The organism is Streptomyces sp. NBC_00829 (assembly GCF_045161795.1).
Classification (GTDB): Bacteria; Actinomycetota; Actinomycetes; order Streptomycetales; family Streptomycetaceae; genus Streptomyces.
Genome location: NZ_CP108867.1, coordinates 1,552,487 through 1,569,512, shown reverse-complemented (window position 1 = coordinate 1,569,512; position 17,026 = coordinate 1,552,487). Strand labels below are relative to the sequence as shown.

Sequence of the window (17,026 nt, the reverse complement as noted above, 5' to 3'; positions counted from 1 at the left end):
GGCAGGGTGTGCCGTACGAGCGTCGGCGACGAAGAGGCCGATCGCGTCGGGTCGTGGAGTCATGAACTCACCGTAGGCGCGGCCCGGACCAGCGGTGTTGAACGAATCGGACGTCCGGGGCCGCACGCTCGCGCCGTCATGGTTTCGTAAGGCCCGCCCGCCCGCCCGGGGCTCGCCGCACAGAGGAGACTGGCACTATGCACACCATTCTGGTCGTCGACGACGATCCGACCGTCGCCGAAGTCGTCACCGGCTATCTGGAGCGCGCTGGATTCGCCGTGGACCACGCGGCCGACGGGCCGCAGGCGCTCCGGCTCGCCGCCGCACGGCTGCCCGATCTGGTCGTTCTCGATCTGATGCTGCCGGGCATGGACGGTCTGGAGGTGTGCCGCAGGCTTCGGTCCGGTGCGGCCGTCGACGTACCCGTGATCATGCTCACCGCGCGGGGCGACGAGGACGACCGGATCCTCGGGCTGGAGATAGGCGCCGACGACTATGTGACCAAGCCGTTCAGCCCGCGCGAACTGGTTCTGCGGGTCGAGTCCGTACTGCGCAGGGGCGGCGCGGCGGCCGGGGAGCGGCGCAACGGCCCCGGGCTGGCCGCCGCGGGCATCGCCCTCGACCCTGCGGCCCGACGGGCCACCAAGGACGGGCGCGAACTGGGGCTTACCCTGAGGGAGTTCGACCTGCTCGCGCATCTGATGCGGCACCCAGGCGAGGCGATCGGCAGGGAACGGCTGATGCACGATGTGTGGGGCTGGGAGTTCGGCGACCTGTCCACCGTCACCGTCCATGTACGGCGGCTGCGCGGCAAGATCGAGGACGATCCCGCCAGGCCGCGGCTGATCCAGACGGTCTGGGGCGTGGGCTACCGCTTCGACGTGCCGGGCGAAGCGGGCGCACTGCCCGGGGAAGGAGCCTGATCACCGTGCAGGACATGCTGCTCATCGCATTCTTCGCTTTCCTCGGGGCCGCCTCCGTCGGCCTTGTCGGCGCGCTGGTCCTGCGTCTGCTGCGCCACCGGTCCGTCGCCGTCTCCCTGACCGTCGTCGCCGCCGTTGCCGTCACCGCCATGCTGGCCGGGACGCTCGCCGTCGCCCAGGCGATGTTCCTCTCCTCCCACGACCTCTCCGTCGTCACCACGGTTGTCGCGATGGCCGCCGTCGTCTCGCTCGCCACCGCGCTGCTGCTCGGCCGCTGGGTCGTGGCGCGCAGCCGCGAACTCGCCCTGGCGGCACGCTCGTTCGGTGACGGCGGTTCCTTCGCTGCGCCCGACGGCGCGTCCACCGCCGAACTGGCGGCGCTCAGCCGCGAACTCGCCGCGACCAGCGACCGCCTCGCCGCCTCCCGGGAGCGCGAACGCGCGCTGGAGGCTTCCCGCCGTGAGCTCGTCGCCTGGATCTCGCACGATCTGCGCACCCCACTGGCCGGTCTGCGGGCCATGTCCGAGGCGCTGGAGGACGGCGTGGTCGCCGATCCGGCCCGGTACCACCGCCAGATCCGCACCGAGGTCGACCGTCTCAACTCGATGGTCGGCGACCTGTTCGAGCTCTCCCGCATCCATGCGGGCGCCCTCGCCCTCACCCCGACCCGGATGTCCGTGTACGACCTGGTGGGGGAGGCGCTCGCGGGCGCGGACCCGCTCGCCCGGGAGCACGGCGTACGGCTCGTCGGGGACATGGTCGAGCAGATCCCGGTCGAGGTGGACGGCAAGGAGATGACCCGCGTCCTGGCGAACCTCCTGGTCAACGCGATCCGCAGGACCCCCGCCGACGGCACGGTCGCCGTCGCGGCCGAACGCAGGCAGGACTGGGTGGTCCTCTCCGTCACCGACGGCTGCGGAGGCATCCCGGAGGAGGACCTGCCCCGGGTCTTCGACACCGGCTGGCGCGGCACCCAGGCCCGTACGCCCCCCGCCGGCGCGGGTCTGGGCCTTGCCATCGTCCGCGGCATCGTCGAGGCGCACGCCGGCCACGCGGATGTGCGCAACGTCCACGGCGGCTGCCGCTTCGAGGTGTCGCTGCCCGCCGCCGCAGTGCCGAGCGTCTGAGCCACCGGCCAGGGTGGACCGCAGGAAGGTTGAAACAACGACAGTCCGCATGCGTGGCCGCCGAGTTCGCCGGGCAGTCAAACGTCGATGGCCAGGGGAAGCCATCTCGATCCGTACGCGGGCAGAAGTCAGGGGTGCGGACGTATGGGGCGAACAACTGATTGGCAATTCCAGGACGACCGTGGCCGGCTGGCCGCCACGGCACGGCCACCGTCGAGGCCGGTGGGGCCTTGAGTCGGTCGCGGACGCGGTGGAGGCATCGGCCGGCTGACATGGGGTCCCGGCCCCGTACGCACCCGATCGCCGGACGGACTCCTTCGGAGCCGTCCGGCGATCGGGAAACAGGGTCCGGGGCGAGCCCCGGCCTGCGTCAGTTGGCGGCGGCAGCCGCCTGTGGGGCGGTGTTCCTTCCGTCCGCCGTCGCGGTCCCCTCAGTGAGGAGCCGCTCGGCGAAGTGGCCGAAGACCAGCCCGAACACGGTCCAGACCGTGACCTGGATCGCGAGCGTGGCCAGTCGGAAGTCCCAGATCACCGTGGGCGGGAAGCCCTTCGGCACCTCGTTGAACGAGGGCAGGAAGGCGAAGGCGAGCCCGGCGGCGGCCACGAAGGCGACCGCCGCGGCGACGGACGCGTTCCAGTTGCCCAGGCGGGGAGCCAGACGCTTGCCGAGGATCACCGCGGCGACCGTGAGCAGCACGCTGAGCAGGATCATCAGGAAGTACAGCGTCGTGCGCTTGCCGATGGTCTCGGGGTCACCGACGGCAGGTGGATTCGGCGGGTACTTCAGATACGGCACGACGTACACGCTCAGCAGCGCGCCGAGCGCGACGAGGGCGGCCGTAGCGCGCGGACCGAACCGGCCGATACGGCCGAGCGCGACACAGAACGCGAGGGCGGCGATGCCGCCGATCGCGAGGCCGAAGACGAGCACACCGGTGGCGAGACCGGCCGTCGACTGCATGGCGCGGCTGACGAGTTCCTCACCGCCGTGCTCATGAGCGTGCGACTCCTCGAACGCGATGGCGGAGTCGACCGGGCCCTCGCCGAGGGTGTAGGCGACGACCAGCGCGACGACGCCCGCGATCAGTCCCGCGAGCATTCCGCGCAGGAGCAGGGCTCTGACAGAGATGGAGTTCATGAGTGTGGTTCCCCGGTGTCTCAGTGGCAGGGGAAGCCGAGCAGGTGGCGTCCGTCATGGACCCACTCGTGCACGTTCTCGCCGGAGATGAGCGCGGTCGCGCCCTGCTCGGCGCCGACGAAGTAGAGCAGGACCAGCATCAGAACCCCGAAGAAGAGCGCCCACGGCGCGATCGCCTTCAGCGAGATGGGGGTGATGGCCGGAGCGGCGGTGGCGGGCGCGGCAGAATGTGCCATGGCAGAACCTCCTGGGGGAACACGCGTCCCGATCGTGGTGCCTGAGACGAAGGTGCTGGGTCTGACTTCCCGCAGAGGAACGGGTACACAGTGGCGCGACCGTGCCGGATTTGCACCGGACTTCCGTCACACCGTCGTCATGTCCACGCGACCGTACCGCTTGCGGGCCTGCGACGCTACGGCGCGTGGGGGCGTTCCCCGGCGCCCGAACACCCGTGATGTGCTTGCGCCATGGGCTGTGGGGCAGGAGAGGAGCGTACGGGATGACGGTACGGGTGATGTTGGTCTCACCTGCCACGAGCGCGGCGCTGCGGCAGGCCCGGTTCGAGAGTGACGCGCCCCTGGACGAGGCGGGCGCGCGCCGTGCGCGGGCCGCCGCGGGCGCGCTGCCGCGGGCCGACCTGTTCTTGAGCGCACCGTCCCGGCGCTGCCGGGAGACGGCCGCCGAGTTGGGGGCAACGGCCGGGATCCGCCCGGAGCTCGGGGACTGGGACATGGGCCGGTGGCAGGGGCTGCGGCTTGAGGAAGTGAGCGAGAGGGAGCCTCAGGCGGTGGCGGCCTGGCTGTCCGATCCGACGGCCGCGCCGCACAGCGGTGAGTCACTGGCGGCGCTGTGCGCGCGGGTGGGCGACTGGCTGCACTCCCTGCCGGACGACACGGGCAGAGTGCTGGCGGTGGTGGATCCGGCCGTGGTACGGGCGACGATCGTGCGGGCGCTGGCGCTGCCGCCCCAGGCGTTCTGGCGGCTGGACGTCGCACCGCTGACGCTGACGGAGCTGAGCGGGCGCTCGGGCCGCTGGAACCTGCGCTGCGGACGGGTGTTGGGCGGCGAGCCGGTCTGAGGCCGGGGCGGCAGCGGTCGGCACGGCATGGGCAGAAGTCCTGGACCCGCACCAAGGCGCCTGCGCGTCGTGAATGATGGCCCCGGCATGCCACGGACCCCCGACCTCCCGTCCCGCAGCGCCCCGCGTGCTCGGTGGAGCGAGCGAGGTGCGCGGGCCGGTGTGTTCGCCGTCACGAGCGCGGGCCTTGCCGGTGCGGGTCACCATGTCGCCTCCGGCGAGCCCGCCGTCTGGCGGCTGCTCGTGGCCGCCGCGACCGTCGCCTTTCTCGGCGCGCTGCCCTGGGCCCACCGGCGGCGTTCGCTCGTCACCGTCGCCACCGCGACCTGTACCGCGCAGCTGCTCCTGCACGAGGTGCTCGCGCAGGCCGGTCCCGACCGCCACGGTGTGCCGCACGGGACCGGCCACCCCATGCCCGGTGACCACGGGGTTCATCCGAGCGCCGCCGTGATGCTCCTCGCCCACACCCTCGCCGCGCTGGCCGTGGCCGTGCTGCTGCACCGGACGGACGATCAACTGGCCGCGCTCCCGTTCCTCGTGGGGCAGCTCGCCGACACCCTCCGTACGACCGCCGAGCGCTGGCTGGGCCGCCTGCGCACGGATCAGGGCCGGGGACGGGGCTCGGGCAGACGGTCCGCCGGCGCGGGTCCGCGTCCGCTGCCGGGCGTGCCCGCGTGTGCAGCCCTCGCGCATGTCGTCGTGCGCCGAGGGCCTCCCGGACATGGGCCGTTGCCGTCACGCCCATGACCGATCAGCACACGCTGCCACGCCGTAGCGCACCGTGCTGCCTTCAAGGAGTCGACCCCATGACCACGAGAATCTTCACCATGACCTCCGCCGCCCGGCGGACCGCGCTCGCCGCCGTCGCCGCCCTCGGCACGGTGCTCGCCGTCGCCGGCCCGGCCGCGGCCCACGTCGAGGTAGAGGCGTCCGACCCCCGCGCCCTCGCGCAGAATGTCACCATCACCTTCAGCTCCGAGGCGGAGTCGGACACTTCGGGCATCGCCAAGCTTCAGATCGTGCTGCCCGAGGGCATTGCGCCGGCCGCCGTCAGCCTGAAGAAGGCCCCTGCCGGATGGCGGCTGACGCCCACCGAGGGCGGCTACACGGTCGGCGGCAAGGCGCTGCCCACCGGCACCGACGCGGTGCACAGCATCACCGTGACCCAGCTGCCGGACGCCAAGTCGCTCGTCTTCAAGACCGTGGAGACCTACGGCGACGGCAAGGTCTCCCGCTGGATCGAGCTTCCCCGGGGCGGGGCGGAGCCGGAGAACCCGGCCCCGGTGCTCGACCTCGGGCCGGCGGCTCCGGGCGCCGAGTCGCAGACGCCCGTGCCTGCCCCGAAGCCTTCGGCGACCCCCACCTCGACCTCGGCCGCGTACGAGCCCATGGCGAAGCCGAGCGTGTCCGCGAGCGCCAAGGCGACCGAGAAGGACGACAACGGTGGCGGGGTCACGATCGCGGTCGGCGCCGTCGTCGTGGTGGTGGCCGCGGGCCTCGCCTTCTGGTGGTTCAAGCGGCGTCCGGGCACCGGTTCCGCCTGACACCGGGACCGGTCAGGGGCCGGGCGCGCCACAGCGCCCGCCCGGCCCCGCCGTTTCCCGGCCGAGGTCTCCCAGGTCACGTGTCGTCGGACGGCAGCGGCTGCTCCGTCCAGATGACCTTGCCGTCCGCGGTGTAGCGGGTGCCCCAGCGGTCCGCGAACTGCGCGACCAGGAACAGACCCCGCCCGCCCTCGTCCGTGATCGCCGCCTGCCGCAGATGCGGAGAGGTGCTGCTGTGGTCCGAGACCTCGCAGATCAGGGCCCTGTCCCGGATCAGCCGTACGCGCACGGGACCCGTGGCGTACCGGATGGCGTTGGTGACCAGCTCGCTGAGGATGAGCTCTGTCGTGAACGCCTCCTCCTCCAGCCCCCATTCGCCGAGCTTGCGCGTCACCGCGGCACGTATCTGCCCCACGGCCGAGGGGTCGGGGGCCACCTCCCAGTCGGCCACGCGCTCCCCGTCGAGAATGCGCGTACGCCCCACGAGCAGCGCGATGTCGTCGCGCGGGCGCTCCGGCAGCAGAGCCTTGAGCACCGCCTCGCAGGTGTCCTCGGGGTTCTTGTCGGCGTGGTCGGCCAGTGTCTTGCGCAGCAGCGCCAGGCCGTCGTCGATGTCCCGGTCCCGGTCCTCGACGAGTCCGTCCGTGTACAGGACCAGCCTGCTGTCCTCGGGAAGCTTGAGCTCCAGGGTCTCGAAGGGCAGCCCGCCGAGCCCGAGCGGCGGGCCGCCGGGCACGTCGGCGAAGACCGCTGTGCCGTCCGGATGGACGATCGCCGGCTGGAGATGGCCGGCCCGCGCGATGGCACAGTGCCCGGTGACCGGGTCGTAGATCGCATAGACGCAGGTGGCGCCGGTGACGCCGGCCTCACTGCCCTCGGAGCCGTCACCGGCCTCGTCCTGGTCGATCCGGGCGACGAGTTCGTCGAGGTGCCACAGCAGCTCGTCGGGCGGCAGATCCAGCGTGGAGAAGTTGTGGACCGCGGTGCGCAGCCGGCCCATGGTGGCCGCGGCGTGCAGACCATGGCCGACGACATCGCCCACCACCAGTGCGACCCGGGCGCCGGGCAGCGGAATGATGTCGAACCAGTCGCCGCCGACACCGCCCAGCCCCCCGAGCCCGGCCTGCGCGGGCCGGTAGCGGTAGGCGGCCTCGATCGCGGTCTGCTCCGGCAGGACACGCGGCAGCAGGCTGCGCTGCAGCGTCACCGCCATGGTGTGCTCGCGGGTGTAACGGCGGGCGTTGTCGATGCTGACCGCCGCCCGCGCGACCAGCTCCTCGGCGACGGAGAGATCCTCCACCTCGAACGGCTCGGGCTTCTGGGAGCGCCAGAACATCGCCACACCCAGAATCACGCCCCGGGCACGCAGCGGTACGGCGATCATCGAGTGGATCCCGTGGTCCACGACGAGCTTGCGGGCCCGCTCCGGGTCCTGCTTCTGCCATCCGCCGAAGGCGGCGAGATCAGCTTCCAGTACCGCCTCGCCCTGGCGCAGGCCGGTACCCAGCCGGGTGGAGGGCACGAAGTGGATCACTTTCCCGAGTGGATACAGCGCGGTGTCGTCCCGCAGGCCACTGAAGGCCGTACGGCGCATGTCGGACCCCGCGCCGGTCGCCGTCGGCTCCTCGCCGCGCCGCACGGTCTCGACCAGATCGACGGTGGCGTAGTCGGAGAACCGGCTGGCGGCGAACTCGGCCAGCTCCTCGCAGGTGCGCACCACGTCGAGCGTGGTGCCGATCTCCGTGCCCGCGTCGTAGAGCAGCCTCAGCCGACCGCGTGCCACATCGGCCTTGCCGGTGAGGGCCTGCAGTTCGGTGGTGTCCCGCAGCGTCGCCACGCTGCCCGGCGGCCCGCCCGCCTCGTCCGTGGAGCGCTGGTTGATGGCGAGCAGCCGGTCGCCCACGAGATGGAGTTCGTCGGTGGCGATTCGTCCGGACGCGAGCAGCCGGGCGGTGAGCGGGTCGAGGCCGAGATCGGTGACCGGGGACCCCTCCACGTCCGGCGACAGATCGAGCAGCCGGCGTGCCTCGTCGTTGGCGAGCAGCAGCCGCCCCTCGCCGTCGACGATGAGCACGCCCTCACGCACGGCATGGAGCACGGCGTCGTGGTGCTCGTACATCCTGGTCATCTCGGTGGGGCCGAGGCCGTGGGTCTGGCGGCGCAGCCTCCGGCTCACCAGCGCGGTGCCCCCCGTGGTGACCAGCAGCACCGCCCCGGTGGCGCCGAACAGCAGGGGGAACTGGTCCTCGACGACACCGCTGACATGTTCGATGGTGATCCCCGCCGAGACCATTCCGACGACCGTGCCCTTACGGTCGGTGACCGGCACCACGGCCTGGACGAGCGGCCCGATGGTCCCGACGATCTTCTCGGTGGACACCTCACCGGCACGCGCGGGCTCCAGATTGCCCACGAACTTCTTTCCGATCCGGTCGGGCAAGGGATGGGTGTAGCGCGTCCCGTCGGTGTTCAGTACGACGATGAAGTCGACCCCGGAGCGTTTGCGGGCCTCTTCCGCCCGGGGCTGGAGAATCGCGGTCGGGTCCGGGCTCTTCAGGGCCACCTGGATGCCTGGCGCGTGCGCGAAGGTCTCGGCCACCGCGACCGACCGGTTGCGGGCCTCACGCTCGCTGTCGGATCTCGACTGCAGCACGAGCGCCACCATGGCGGCGGCGACCAGCAACACCACGATCGCCACCTGCAGAAGAAAGACCTGACCTGCGACAGTTCGCATTCTCAGAACCGAGCGCGGGCGGCCGTAGCGTCCGGTCATGTCCTATTTCTACACCTCCCGCCTACGGTGAGCTATCTGCGCACCGTAGAGCGCGGAAGGCTCATGTGTGATGTGTTCGCGACGGAATCCGCCTCGAAAATGACCGAGTCCCCTTCGTCGCACGGGCGGCGAAGGGGACTCGGACGATGATCAGGGCCGGCGCAGCAACGTCGTCATGACCGAATGCAGTGCCGCCTCCGGATCGGACTCGGCGCCGGACGAGCGCCACGCCACGAATCCGTCGGGACGCACCACGACCGCGCCCTGCGCCGTCGTCCCGTGCAGCTCGGCCCAGTCCGTCTCGCCCTCGGGTGTGAGATCGGCGTCCGGACCCGTACCGATCGCATAGGCGTCCAGCCGCGCGGACAGCCGCTCGGCAACCGTGCGCGCCGCAGCGCGCCACGGGGTCCCCTCGGCGCTGAGCAGCACGAACGACCGCTCGTACAGATCCAGCGTGGACTGCCGCCCGCCCGGCCCGCCGACCCACATGTGCGGAGCCCGGGTCCCCGGGTCGCCCGTCAGCTGCATCCGCTCCGGTACGACGGGACGCCGGGTATCAACGCCGAGGACCGCGCCGTGCAGATAGCCGTATCCCATCGCCACCGAGAGGATCCCGCCCTTCGGGCCGCCGCCCGGCGTGGTCGGCGCCGCATATCCGGGGTGGCTGTGCTCGGCCGAGCGGGCCGAGGCCCGCTCGCTCGTCGCGCGCGCCACCGGAAGCCGCTCCGCCTCGTACGTGTCGAGCAGGCCGGGGCCCGCCGAGCCCTCCAGCACCAGCGCCAGCTTCCAGGCCAGGTTGTGGGCGTCCTGGATGCCGGTGTTGGAGCCGAACGCTCCGGTCGGGGACATCTCGTGGGCCGAGTCACCGGCGAGGAAGACCCGTCCGGCTCCGTAACGCTCGGCGACCCGCTCCGCCGCGTGCCACGGAGCCTTGCCGGTGATCTCGACATCCAGGCCGGGCGCGCCGACCGCCCTGCGGATGTGCTCGACGCACCGCTCGTCTGTGAAGTCCTCCAGAGTCTCGCCGTCCTCCGGGTGCCACGGCGCGTGGAAGACCCACTGCTCCCGGTTGTCCACCGGCAGCAGCGCCCCGTCCGCGCCCGGCTTGGTGAGGTAGCAGACGATGAACCTCTTGTCGCCCAGCACATCGATCAGCTGCCGCGAGGAGAAGGTGATGCTCACATTGTGGAACAGGTCGCCGTGACCGCTCTGGCCGATGCGCAGCTGCTCCCTGACGGGGCTGCGCGGGCCGTCGGCCGCGACGAGATAGTCCGCGCGGATCGTGCGGTGCTCGCCTGTCTCCCGGTTCTTCACCACGGCGCTCACGCCGGTCCCGTCCTGGGCGAACGAGAGCAGCTCGGTGGAGAACCGCAGGTCGGATCCCTGCTCGCGGGAGCGAGCCATGAGCACGGGCTCGATGTCGTTCTGACTGCACAGACACCAGGTGGAAGGGCTGAACCGGGCGAGCGCGCCGCCCGGGTCGATCTCCTTGAACAGCCACTCCTGGTCGTCGCCGGTCAGCGACCCCGCTTGCATGATCCCGTGGTTCTCCGCGAGGACCGCGGCGGCCTGCCGGATCTCGGTCTCCACCCGGGCGCCACGGAACAGTTCCATCGTGCGGACGTTCATCCCGCGCCCGCGCGGGTGCGTCGAGATACCCGAATGCTTCTCCACCAGCAGATGCCTGATGCCGTGACGGCCCAGGAACAGTGAGGTGGACAGGCCCACGAGGGACCCGCCCACGATGAGGACCGGTACACGGTCGTCGAAGTGTTCTTCCATCGGTTGCTCCAGCTCCTGCCGCCCTTGGGGGATGCAAGTTCCATGCCCTGCGGGGCATGGGTTCGCTCGTGCATTCACCCGCATGCATCGCTGCTCTCGCGCAGGTCGGACTACCGGACCACGATCGGTTGCGGGAGGTCGCCCGAGCCACGGAGGCGGACCGTCCGTATTCGCCGGTTGCTGAACCAGGCGGATTCCACCGACGACTGACGAGGAGCCACCCCGTGTGGCAGCCGCGCTGTCGAAAAGGAGTGTGAATGATGACAACCCTGTCGGAACGGATATCGCAGTCCGCCTTCGATGGCTCCAGGCTTCGGGTCGTCCTGCTGCTGGACCTCCATGACGGCGCACAGAACCAGTTCCTGGAGGCGTACGAACACCTGCGCAACCAGGTGGCCTCGGTCCCCGGTCACATCAGCGACCAGCTGTGCCAGTCGATCGAGAACCCCTCGCAGTGGCTCATCACCAGCGAATGGGAGAGCGCCCCGCCCTTCCTCGCCTGGGTCAACAGCGAGGAGCACGTCGAGACGGTCCAGCCGCTGCACAGCTGCGTACGGGACACCCGGTCGCTGCGCTTCAGCGTCCTGCGTGAGACCGGACAGACGCTCCCCGTCACACCCGAACAGCTCAAGGGCCGGCTCCAGGCCTCGCCCCGGCTCGGCGACGGAGTCGTCCGCCACGCCCTCACCTTCACGGTGAAGCCGGGCACCGAGAAGAAGGTCGCGAAGATCCTCTCCGGGTACACCTCGCCGGCGGCCCGCGTCGACGACGGCACCCGGCTGCGCCGCACCTCCCTCTTCATGCACGGAAACCGGGTCGTCCGGGCCATCGAGGTACAGGGCGACCTCCTGGCGGCACTGCGCCACGTGGCCCGTCAGCCCGAGGTCAGGGCGGTCGAGGAGGCCATCAACCCGTACCTGGAGCAGGACCGGGACCTCAACGACCCCGACTCCGCCCGGATGTTCTTCACCCGGGCGGCGCTGCCCGCCGTGCACCACGTGGCGGCCGACGGGCAGCACCACGCCGAGCTCAAGCGGCACGCGCTGTACTACGCGGCCAAGGAGGGCTGCGGCATGGCGCTGGCCCGGCTGCTGGCCAAGCAGGACGAGACGGCGGCCGACAGCCCCGACAGCCCCATCGCGAGCAGCACCATCTTCCAGCGCGACGACATTGTCGTCCGGCTGGTCGATGTCAACGGCCGGCTCGACGCGCACCCCGCCCTGGCACTCGGCATGAGCGGTCCCCGCAAGGCGGCGACGCTCGCCAAGCTCCTCGCCGCGGGCGAGGTGCCCACGAGCGAGAAGGAGATGGCGCGCTTCCTCGCCGACTCCGACATGCAACTGATCACCGACCGTTCCGCGCCGCCGGAGTCCTGACCCGCACGTCCGGCGCGTCGCGGCCAAGCCGGCCGAGCCGTCGGGGCACTGCACCTGGAGGAACCAGTCATGACCACGTACAAACCACGCATCGTGGATCTCAGCGAGACACAGGAGAACCGAAGGCGCGGAGGTGATCTGCGCGCCATGCTCACCCCCACCGCCGTCGGCGCCACCAGCGGCTTCATGGGCCTGGCCATCGTGCAGCCCGGCGAGCGCATCGGTGAGCACTACCACCCGTACTCGGAGGAGTTCGTGTACGTCGTGAGCGGGCTCCTGGAGGTCGACCTGGACGGCGAGACGCACTCCATGCGTCCCGACCAGGGCCTCATGATCCCGCTGAACGTGCGCCACCGCTTCCGCAACGTCGGCAACGTCGAGGCCCGCATGGTCTTCCACCTCGGCCCGCTGGCCCCCCGGCCCGAGCTCGGGCACGTCGACACCGAATCCACCGAACTCTCCGCAAGCGCCGAGCAGGGCAGGCCGCCGGAACGGACTGGGGTCGTTTCGTGAACCGGCGGGTGGCGGTGACCGGGGTCGGTATCGTCGCCCCCGGAGGAGTGGGCACCCAGCAGTTCTGGGACCTGCTCGCGAACGGCCGTACGGCGACGCGGGGCATCACCCTCTTCAACCCGGAGGGGTTCCGCTCCCGCATCGCCGCCGAGGTCGACTTCGACCCCGCGACCCACGGTCTGGACCCGGACCTGGTGGCGCGCTCGGACCGGTACATCCAGTTCGCGCTGGTGGCCGCCCGGGAGGCGATAGCCGACGCCGGACTCGATCCGGAGAAGGAAGACCCCTGGCGCATAGGGGTCTCCCTCGGCACGGCCGTGGGTGGCACCACGCGCCTGGAGAACGACTATGTGGCGGTGAGTGGATCCGGCGCCCGCTGGGACGTCGACCACCGCCCGGCGAAACCGCATCTGCACCGCGCGTTCTCGCCGAGCACACTCGCCTCCGCGGTGGCCGAACAGGTCGGCGCCCACGGGCCCGTACAGACCGTCTCGACGGGCTGCACCTCGGGCCTGGACGCGATCGGCTACGCCTTCCACTCCATCGAGGAAGGCCGGGTCGATGTGTGCATAGCGGGCGCGTCGGACTCGCCCATCTCCCCGATCACGGTGGCCTGCTTCGACGCGATCAAGGCCACGTCACCCAACAACGACGACCCGGCCCACGCCTCGCGGCCCTTCGACGCCAACCGGGACGGGTTCGTCATGGGCGAGGGCGGCGCGGTCCTGGTCCTGGAGGAACTGGAACACGCCCGTGAACGCGGGGCGACCGTCTACTGCGAGATCGGGGGATACGCCACCTTCGGCAACGCCTACCACATGACGGGACTCACCCCCGAGGGCCTGGAGATGGCGCGGGCCATCAACACCGCCCTCGATCACGCCCGGATCGACGGCACCGCGATCGACTACGTCAACGCGCACGGCTCGGGCACCAAACAGAACGACCGGCACGAGACGGCCGCTGTGAAGCGCTCCCTCGGCGACCACGCCTTCAAGACGCCGATGAGCTCCATCAAATCCATGGTGGGCCACTCGCTGGGCGCGATCGGCGCGATCGAACTCGTCGCCTGCGTCCTGGCGATGGCACATCAGGTGGTCCCGCCGACCGCGAACTACGAGACTCCAGACCCCGAGTGCGACCTGGACTATGTGCCGCGCACCGCGCGCGCACGCAAGCTGCGCAATGTGCTCTCGGTCGGCAGCGGGTTCGGCGGATTCCAGTCCGCGGTCGTCATGACCACACCCCATGGGAGGGCGCGATGAGCTCTCGGCAATCCCGGCAGACGGTGATCACGGGTATAGGTGCCATCGCCCCCAACGGGGTCGGCACCGAAGTCTTCTGGAAGTCGACCCAGGAGGGAGTCTGCGTCCTCGACCGCGTCACGCGTGAGGGGTGCGAGCAGCTGCCGCTCAAGGTCGCGGGCGAGGTACGAGACTTCGACCCCGCCGCGCAGATCGAGGAGCGCTACCTCGTCCAGACGGACCGGTTCTCGCACTTCGCGATGGCCGCGGCCGACCTGGCCCTGGAGGACGCCCGCCTGGGCCGGGCCGACTACGAGGACTCGCCGTTCGCGGTGGGCGTGGTGACCGCCGCCGGTTCGGGCGGCGGCGAGTTCGGTCAGCGGGAACTGCAACGGCTGTGGGGCCAGGGCTCCCGCTTCGTCGGCCCGTACCAGTCCATCGCCTGGTTCTACGCGGCGAGCACCGGCCAGATCTCCATCAGGGCCGGCTTCAAGGGTCCCTGCGGCGTCGTGGCCAGCGACGAAGCAGGCGGGCTCGACGCGTTCGCGCACGCCGCGAGAGGTATACGGAACGGAGCCGACGCGGTTGTGGTCGGCTCCGCCGAAGCGCCTCTGGCGCCGTACTCCGTCGTCTGCCAGCTCGGGTACGAGGACCTGAGCACCTGTGAGGACCCGGAACGTGCCTACCGGCCCTTCACCAAGGACGCCTGCGGCTTCGTGCCCGCCGAGGGCGGCGCGATGCTCGTGGTCGAGGAGGAGTCGGCGGCCCGCCGCCGGGGCGCCCGGCCCCGCGCGCTGGTGGCGGGCCACGCCGCGACCTTCACCGGTCCCAGCCGGTGGGAGCGGTCCCGTGAGGGACTGGCGCAGGCGATCCGTGGGGCGCTGGCGGAGGCCCGCTGCGCGCCCGAGGAGATCGACGTCGTCTTCGCGGACGCGCTCGGTGTCCCCGAGGCCGACCGCGCCGAGGCGCTGGCGATCACCGATGCGCTGGGCGCACACGGCACGCGGGTACCGGTCACGGCACCCAAGACCGGTATCGGGCGGGCCTATTGCGGCGGACCGGTGCTGGACTCGGCCGCCGCGGTACTGGCCATGGAACACGGCATCCTGCCGCCCACGCCCAATGTGTTCGACGTGTGCCACGACCTCAACATCGTGACCGGCCGGGCCCGGCCGGCACAGCTGAGGACGGCCCTGGTGCTCAGCCGCGGCCTCATGGGCTCGAACGCGGCCCTGGTGCTGCGCGGCACCACCGACACCCCCTCGTGAGAAGGAGAAGACCTCATGTCCGACCGACTGACCCTCGAAGAACTGGCCGCCCTGATGAAGAAAGGCGCCGGTCTCACCGTCGACCCCGCCGACCTCGCGAGCCGGCCGCAGTCCGGTTTCGACGAGTTCGGTCTCGACTCCCTCGGCCTGCTCGGCATCGTCGGTGAGCTGGAGAACCGGCACGGCCGTCCCCTGCCCCCGGACGCCGACCGGTGCAAGACCCCGCAGGAGTTCCTCGACCTCGTCAACAACACCCTCATGACTGGAGCCTGACGTGCCCGGACACACCGAGAACGAGATCACCGTCGCCGCCCCCCTGGACCTCGTCTGGGACATGACCAACGACATCGAGAACTGGCCCGACCTGTTCAGCGAGTACGCGTCGGTCGACATCCTGGAGCGCGCGGGCGACACCACGACCTTCCGTCTCACCATGCACCCCGACGAGAACGGCACGGTGTGGAGCTGGGTCTCGGAGCGCACCACCGACCGCAAGGGCCGCAAGGTCACGGCCCGCCGGGTCGAGACCGGCCCCTTCCAGCACATGAACATCCGCTGGGAGTACTCGGAGGTCGCGGGCGGCACCAGGATGCACTGGACGCAGGACTTCGCGATGAAGCCGGACGCGCCGGTCGACGACGACTGGATGACCGACAACATCAACCGGAACTCCAAGATCCAGATGGAGCTCATCCGCGACAAGATCGAGCAGCGCGACCGTGAGCGCCGCACGGCCGGCGTCACCGCCAAGTGAGCACGGGAACGAGAGGGAACCTCCGATGCACCAAGCCCTGATCGTCGCCCGTATGGCGCCCGAGTCGGCACCGGACATCGCCCGGCTGTTCGCGGACTCCGACACCGGCGAACTGCCGCACCTCGTCGGGGTCACCCGGCGCAGCCTGTTCCAGTTCGGCGACGTGTATCTGCATCTGATCGAGTCCGAGCGGCCCCCCGGTCCCGAGATCGCGAAGGTGACGGAGCACCCGGCCTTCAAGGACATCAGCGACCGGCTCACCGCCTTTGTCAGCCCGTACGACCCGGAGACCTGGCGGAGCCCGAAGGACGCGATGGCCCGTCAGTTCTACACCTGGGAGCGTGACGCGAAGGTCTGACACCACCGGCACCGAAAGGCCCCGGGCCCGGCACCGAACAGGTGCCGGGCCCGGGGCCTTTGCCCGGTCCCTCTCAGCCCGGGACGACGGATTCGAAGGCGTGGAGATACGCGTTCACCGGACGGATCTCGCCGAGGGTCAGGCCCGCCTGCGTCATCCGGTCGACCATGCTCTGCCGGGTGTGCTTGGCGCCTCCGACATTGAGCAGGAGCATCAGGTCCATCGCCGTGGTGAACCGCATCGACGGGGTGTCGTCGACGAGGTTCTCGATGACGACGACCCTGGCGCCCGGACGCGCCGCCCGGATGATGTTCCCCAGGGTCCTGCGGGTCGACTCGTCGTCCCACTCGAGGATGTTCTTGATGATGTAGAGGTCGGCCTCGACCGGGATGTCCTCGCGGCAGTCCCCGGGAACGATGCGGACCCGCTCGGCCAGCGCCCCGCCCGGACGCAGCCGGGGGTCCGCCTTCGCCACCACGTCGGGCAGGTCCAGGAGCGTGCCCCGGACCGCCGGATGCTTCTCCAGCAGACTGGCCAGCACATGCCCCTGGCCGCCGCCGATGTCCGCGACGACACCGACTCCGGAGAGGTCGAGGAGCTCCGCGACGTCCAGCGCCGACTGCACGCTGGAGGTGGTCATGGCCCGGTTGAACACCTGGGCCGACTCGTGGGCGTCCTGGTGCAGATACTCGAAGAAGCCCTTTCCGTAGAGCTCCTGGAAGACGTTCCCGCCCGAGCGCACGGCCTCGTCGAGCCTGGGCCAGGCGTCCCAGGTCCACGGTTCCGTGCACCACAGGGAGATGTAGCGCAGGCTGTTCGGGGCGTCCTCACGGAGCATCAGGGACATGTCCGTATGGGCGAACGTCCCGTCCTCCGTCTCGACGAAGACGCCGTAGCAGGACAGGGCGCGCATCAGCCGGCGCAGCGGCTTCGCCTCGACGTTCAGCGAGGCCGCGAGGTCCTCCGCCGTGGCGGGTGTGTCGCCGAGGGCGTCGGCGACGCCCAGCCGGGCCGCGGCCCGCACGGCGGCGGCACAGGCCGCCCCGAAGACGAGCTCGCGCAGGCGCATGGCGGACTGGGGGGCCGACTCGACGAACGATGCTGGTCGGGGGCTTACGGTGGTCATACCGCCTCGATTCTCCTGGAGC

At 70.9% G+C, this 17,026-nt stretch carries 17 protein-coding genes; 12 read left to right on the top strand and 5 right to left on the bottom strand.

Going from position 1 to position 17,026, the window contains the following annotated elements; all coding sequences use genetic code 11:
* Positions 1-197 precede the first annotated feature (197 nt).
* A complete protein-coding gene (locus OG293_RS06810; RefSeq protein WP_405997857.1) occupies positions 198-923 on the top strand; it encodes a response regulator transcription factor in 726 nt (241 codons plus the stop codon).
* Positions 924-928: 5 nt separating this feature from the next.
* On the top strand, positions 929-2,050 hold the full coding sequence (locus OG293_RS06805; RefSeq protein WP_405997856.1) for a sensor histidine kinase: 1,122 nt from the start codon (positions 929-931) through the stop codon (positions 2,048-2,050).
* A 370-nt stretch (positions 2,051-2,420) separates the two neighbouring features.
* Here OG293_RS06805 and OG293_RS06800 read toward each other — a convergent pair whose 3' ends face one another.
* A complete protein-coding gene (locus OG293_RS06800; RefSeq protein ID WP_405997855.1) occupies positions 2,421-3,188 on the bottom strand; it encodes a CbtA family protein in 768 nt (255 codons plus the stop codon).
* Between the two features lie 20 nt (positions 3,189-3,208).
* Positions 3,209-3,424, bottom strand: a complete 216-nt coding sequence (locus OG293_RS06795; protein WP_405997854.1) for a CbtB-domain containing protein — start codon at positions 3,422-3,424, stop codon at positions 3,209-3,211.
* 263 nt (positions 3,425-3,687) lie between these two features.
* Between OG293_RS06795 and OG293_RS06790 the strand changes: the two genes are divergently transcribed.
* The 3 genes from OG293_RS06790 to OG293_RS06780 all read left to right on the top strand — a co-directional run bounded on the left by OG293_RS06790 (position 3,688) and on the right by OG293_RS06780 (position 5,810).
* A complete protein-coding gene (locus OG293_RS06790) occupies positions 3,688-4,266 on the top strand; it encodes a histidine phosphatase family protein (RefSeq protein ID WP_405997853.1) in 579 nt (192 codons plus the stop codon).
* Between the two features lie 87 nt (positions 4,267-4,353).
* Positions 4,354-5,013 (top strand): hypothetical protein, encoded by a 660-nt coding sequence (locus OG293_RS06785; protein ID WP_405997852.1) that lies wholly within the window; start codon positions 4,354-4,356, stop codon positions 5,011-5,013.
* 59 nt (positions 5,014-5,072) lie between these two features.
* On the top strand, positions 5,073-5,810 hold the full coding sequence (locus tag OG293_RS06780) for a DUF1775 domain-containing protein (protein ID WP_405997851.1): 738 nt from the start codon (positions 5,073-5,075) through the stop codon (positions 5,808-5,810).
* Positions 5,811-5,886: 76 nt separating this feature from the next.
* On the opposite strand, the gene OG293_RS06775 is transcribed toward OG293_RS06780, so the two are convergent.
* Together OG293_RS06775 and OG293_RS06770 are read right to left on the bottom strand one after the other, a co-directional pair.
* On the bottom strand, positions 5,887-8,583 hold the full coding sequence (locus OG293_RS06775) for a SpoIIE family protein phosphatase (protein ID WP_405997850.1): 2,697 nt from the start codon (positions 8,581-8,583) through the stop codon (positions 5,887-5,889).
* 150 nt (positions 8,584-8,733) lie between these two features.
* Positions 8,734-10,365, bottom strand: a complete 1,632-nt coding sequence (locus OG293_RS06770; protein ID WP_405997849.1) for an FAD-dependent oxidoreductase — start codon at positions 10,363-10,365, stop codon at positions 8,734-8,736.
* Positions 10,366-10,625: 260 nt separating this feature from the next.
* On the opposite strand from OG293_RS06770, the gene OG293_RS06765 reads away from it, so the two are divergent.
* The 7 genes from OG293_RS06765 (at position 10,626) to OG293_RS06735 (ending at position 15,878) form a co-directional block, all read left to right on the top strand.
* Positions 10,626-11,741 (top strand): SchA/CurD-like domain-containing protein, encoded by a 1,116-nt coding sequence (locus OG293_RS06765; RefSeq protein ID WP_406003525.1) that lies wholly within the window; start codon positions 10,626-10,628, stop codon positions 11,739-11,741.
* Positions 11,742-11,810: 69 nt separating this feature from the next.
* Positions 11,811-12,254 (top strand): cupin domain-containing protein, encoded by a 444-nt coding sequence (locus tag OG293_RS06760; protein ID WP_405997848.1) that lies wholly within the window; start codon positions 11,811-11,813, stop codon positions 12,252-12,254.
* Positions 12,251-13,519, top strand: coding sequence for a beta-ketoacyl-[acyl-carrier-protein] synthase family protein (locus OG293_RS06755; protein ID WP_405997847.1), 1,269 nt, complete (start codon positions 12,251-12,253; stop codon positions 13,517-13,519). Before OG293_RS06760 ends, OG293_RS06755 begins: the two co-directional genes overlap by 4 nt.
* Complete coding sequence (locus tag OG293_RS06750) at positions 13,516-14,766, top strand: ketosynthase chain-length factor (RefSeq protein ID WP_405997846.1); 1,251 nt, start codon at positions 13,516-13,518, stop codon at positions 14,764-14,766. Before OG293_RS06755 ends, OG293_RS06750 begins: the two co-directional genes overlap by 4 nt.
* Positions 14,767-14,781: 15 nt before the next feature.
* Entirely contained in the window at positions 14,782-15,039 is a 258-nt protein-coding gene (locus tag OG293_RS06745; protein WP_405997845.1) for an acyl carrier protein, read from the top strand.
* Between the two features lies 1 nt (position 15,040).
* Entirely contained in the window at positions 15,041-15,520 is a 480-nt protein-coding gene (locus tag OG293_RS06740) for an SRPBCC family protein (RefSeq protein ID WP_405997844.1), read from the top strand.
* A 25-nt stretch (positions 15,521-15,545) separates the two neighbouring features.
* Complete coding sequence (locus OG293_RS06735) at positions 15,546-15,878, top strand: TcmI family type II polyketide cyclase (RefSeq protein WP_405997843.1); 333 nt, start codon at positions 15,546-15,548, stop codon at positions 15,876-15,878.
* A gap of 73 nt (positions 15,879-15,951) precedes the next feature.
* Here the strand turns inward: OG293_RS06735 and OG293_RS06730 are convergent, their stop codons facing one another.
* Positions 15,952-17,004: a methyltransferase gene (locus OG293_RS06730; protein ID WP_405997842.1), complete on the bottom strand. Its 1,053-nt coding sequence runs from the start codon at positions 17,002-17,004 to the stop codon at positions 15,952-15,954.
* Positions 17,005-17,026 lie beyond the last annotated feature (22 nt).

Excerpts from the sequence above, each read along its gene's own strand:
- OG293_RS06750 (WP_405997846.1), top strand. The coding sequence starts at position 13,516 with ATGAGCTCTCGGCAATCCCGGCAGACGGTGATCACGGGTATAGGTGCC.
- OG293_RS06790 (WP_405997853.1), top strand. The coding sequence starts at position 3,688 with ATGACGGTACGGGTGATGTTGGTCTCACCTGCCACGAGCGCGGCGCTG.
- OG293_RS06780 (WP_405997851.1), top strand. The coding sequence starts at position 5,073 with ATGACCACGAGAATCTTCACCATGACCTCCGCCGCCCGGCGGACCGCG.
- OG293_RS06810 (WP_405997857.1), top strand. The coding sequence starts at position 198 with ATGCACACCATTCTGGTCGTCGACGACGATCCGACCGTCGCCGAAGTC.
- OG293_RS06800 (WP_405997855.1), bottom strand. The coding sequence starts at position 3,188 with ATGAACTCCATCTCTGTCAGAGCCCTGCTCCTGCGCGGAATGCTCGCG.
- OG293_RS06730 (WP_405997842.1), bottom strand. The coding sequence starts at position 17,004 with ATGACCACCGTAAGCCCCCGACCAGCATCGTTCGTCGAGTCGGCCCCC.
- OG293_RS06735 (WP_405997843.1), top strand. The coding sequence starts at position 15,546 with ATGCACCAAGCCCTGATCGTCGCCCGTATGGCGCCCGAGTCGGCACCG.
- OG293_RS06785 (WP_405997852.1), top strand. The coding sequence starts at position 4,354 with ATGCCACGGACCCCCGACCTCCCGTCCCGCAGCGCCCCGCGTGCTCGG.
- OG293_RS06765 (WP_406003525.1), top strand. The coding sequence starts at position 10,626 with ATGACAACCCTGTCGGAACGGATATCGCAGTCCGCCTTCGATGGCTCC.
- OG293_RS06745 (WP_405997845.1), top strand. The coding sequence starts at position 14,782 with ATGTCCGACCGACTGACCCTCGAAGAACTGGCCGCCCTGATGAAGAAA.
- OG293_RS06770 (WP_405997849.1), bottom strand. The coding sequence starts at position 10,365 with ATGGAAGAACACTTCGACGACCGTGTACCGGTCCTCATCGTGGGCGGG.
- OG293_RS06760 (WP_405997848.1), top strand. The coding sequence starts at position 11,811 with ATGACCACGTACAAACCACGCATCGTGGATCTCAGCGAGACACAGGAG.
- OG293_RS06775 (WP_405997850.1), bottom strand. The coding sequence starts at position 8,583 with ATGACCGGACGCTACGGCCGCCCGCGCTCGGTTCTGAGAATGCGAACT.
- OG293_RS06795 (WP_405997854.1), bottom strand. The coding sequence starts at position 3,424 with ATGGCACATTCTGCCGCGCCCGCCACCGCCGCTCCGGCCATCACCCCC.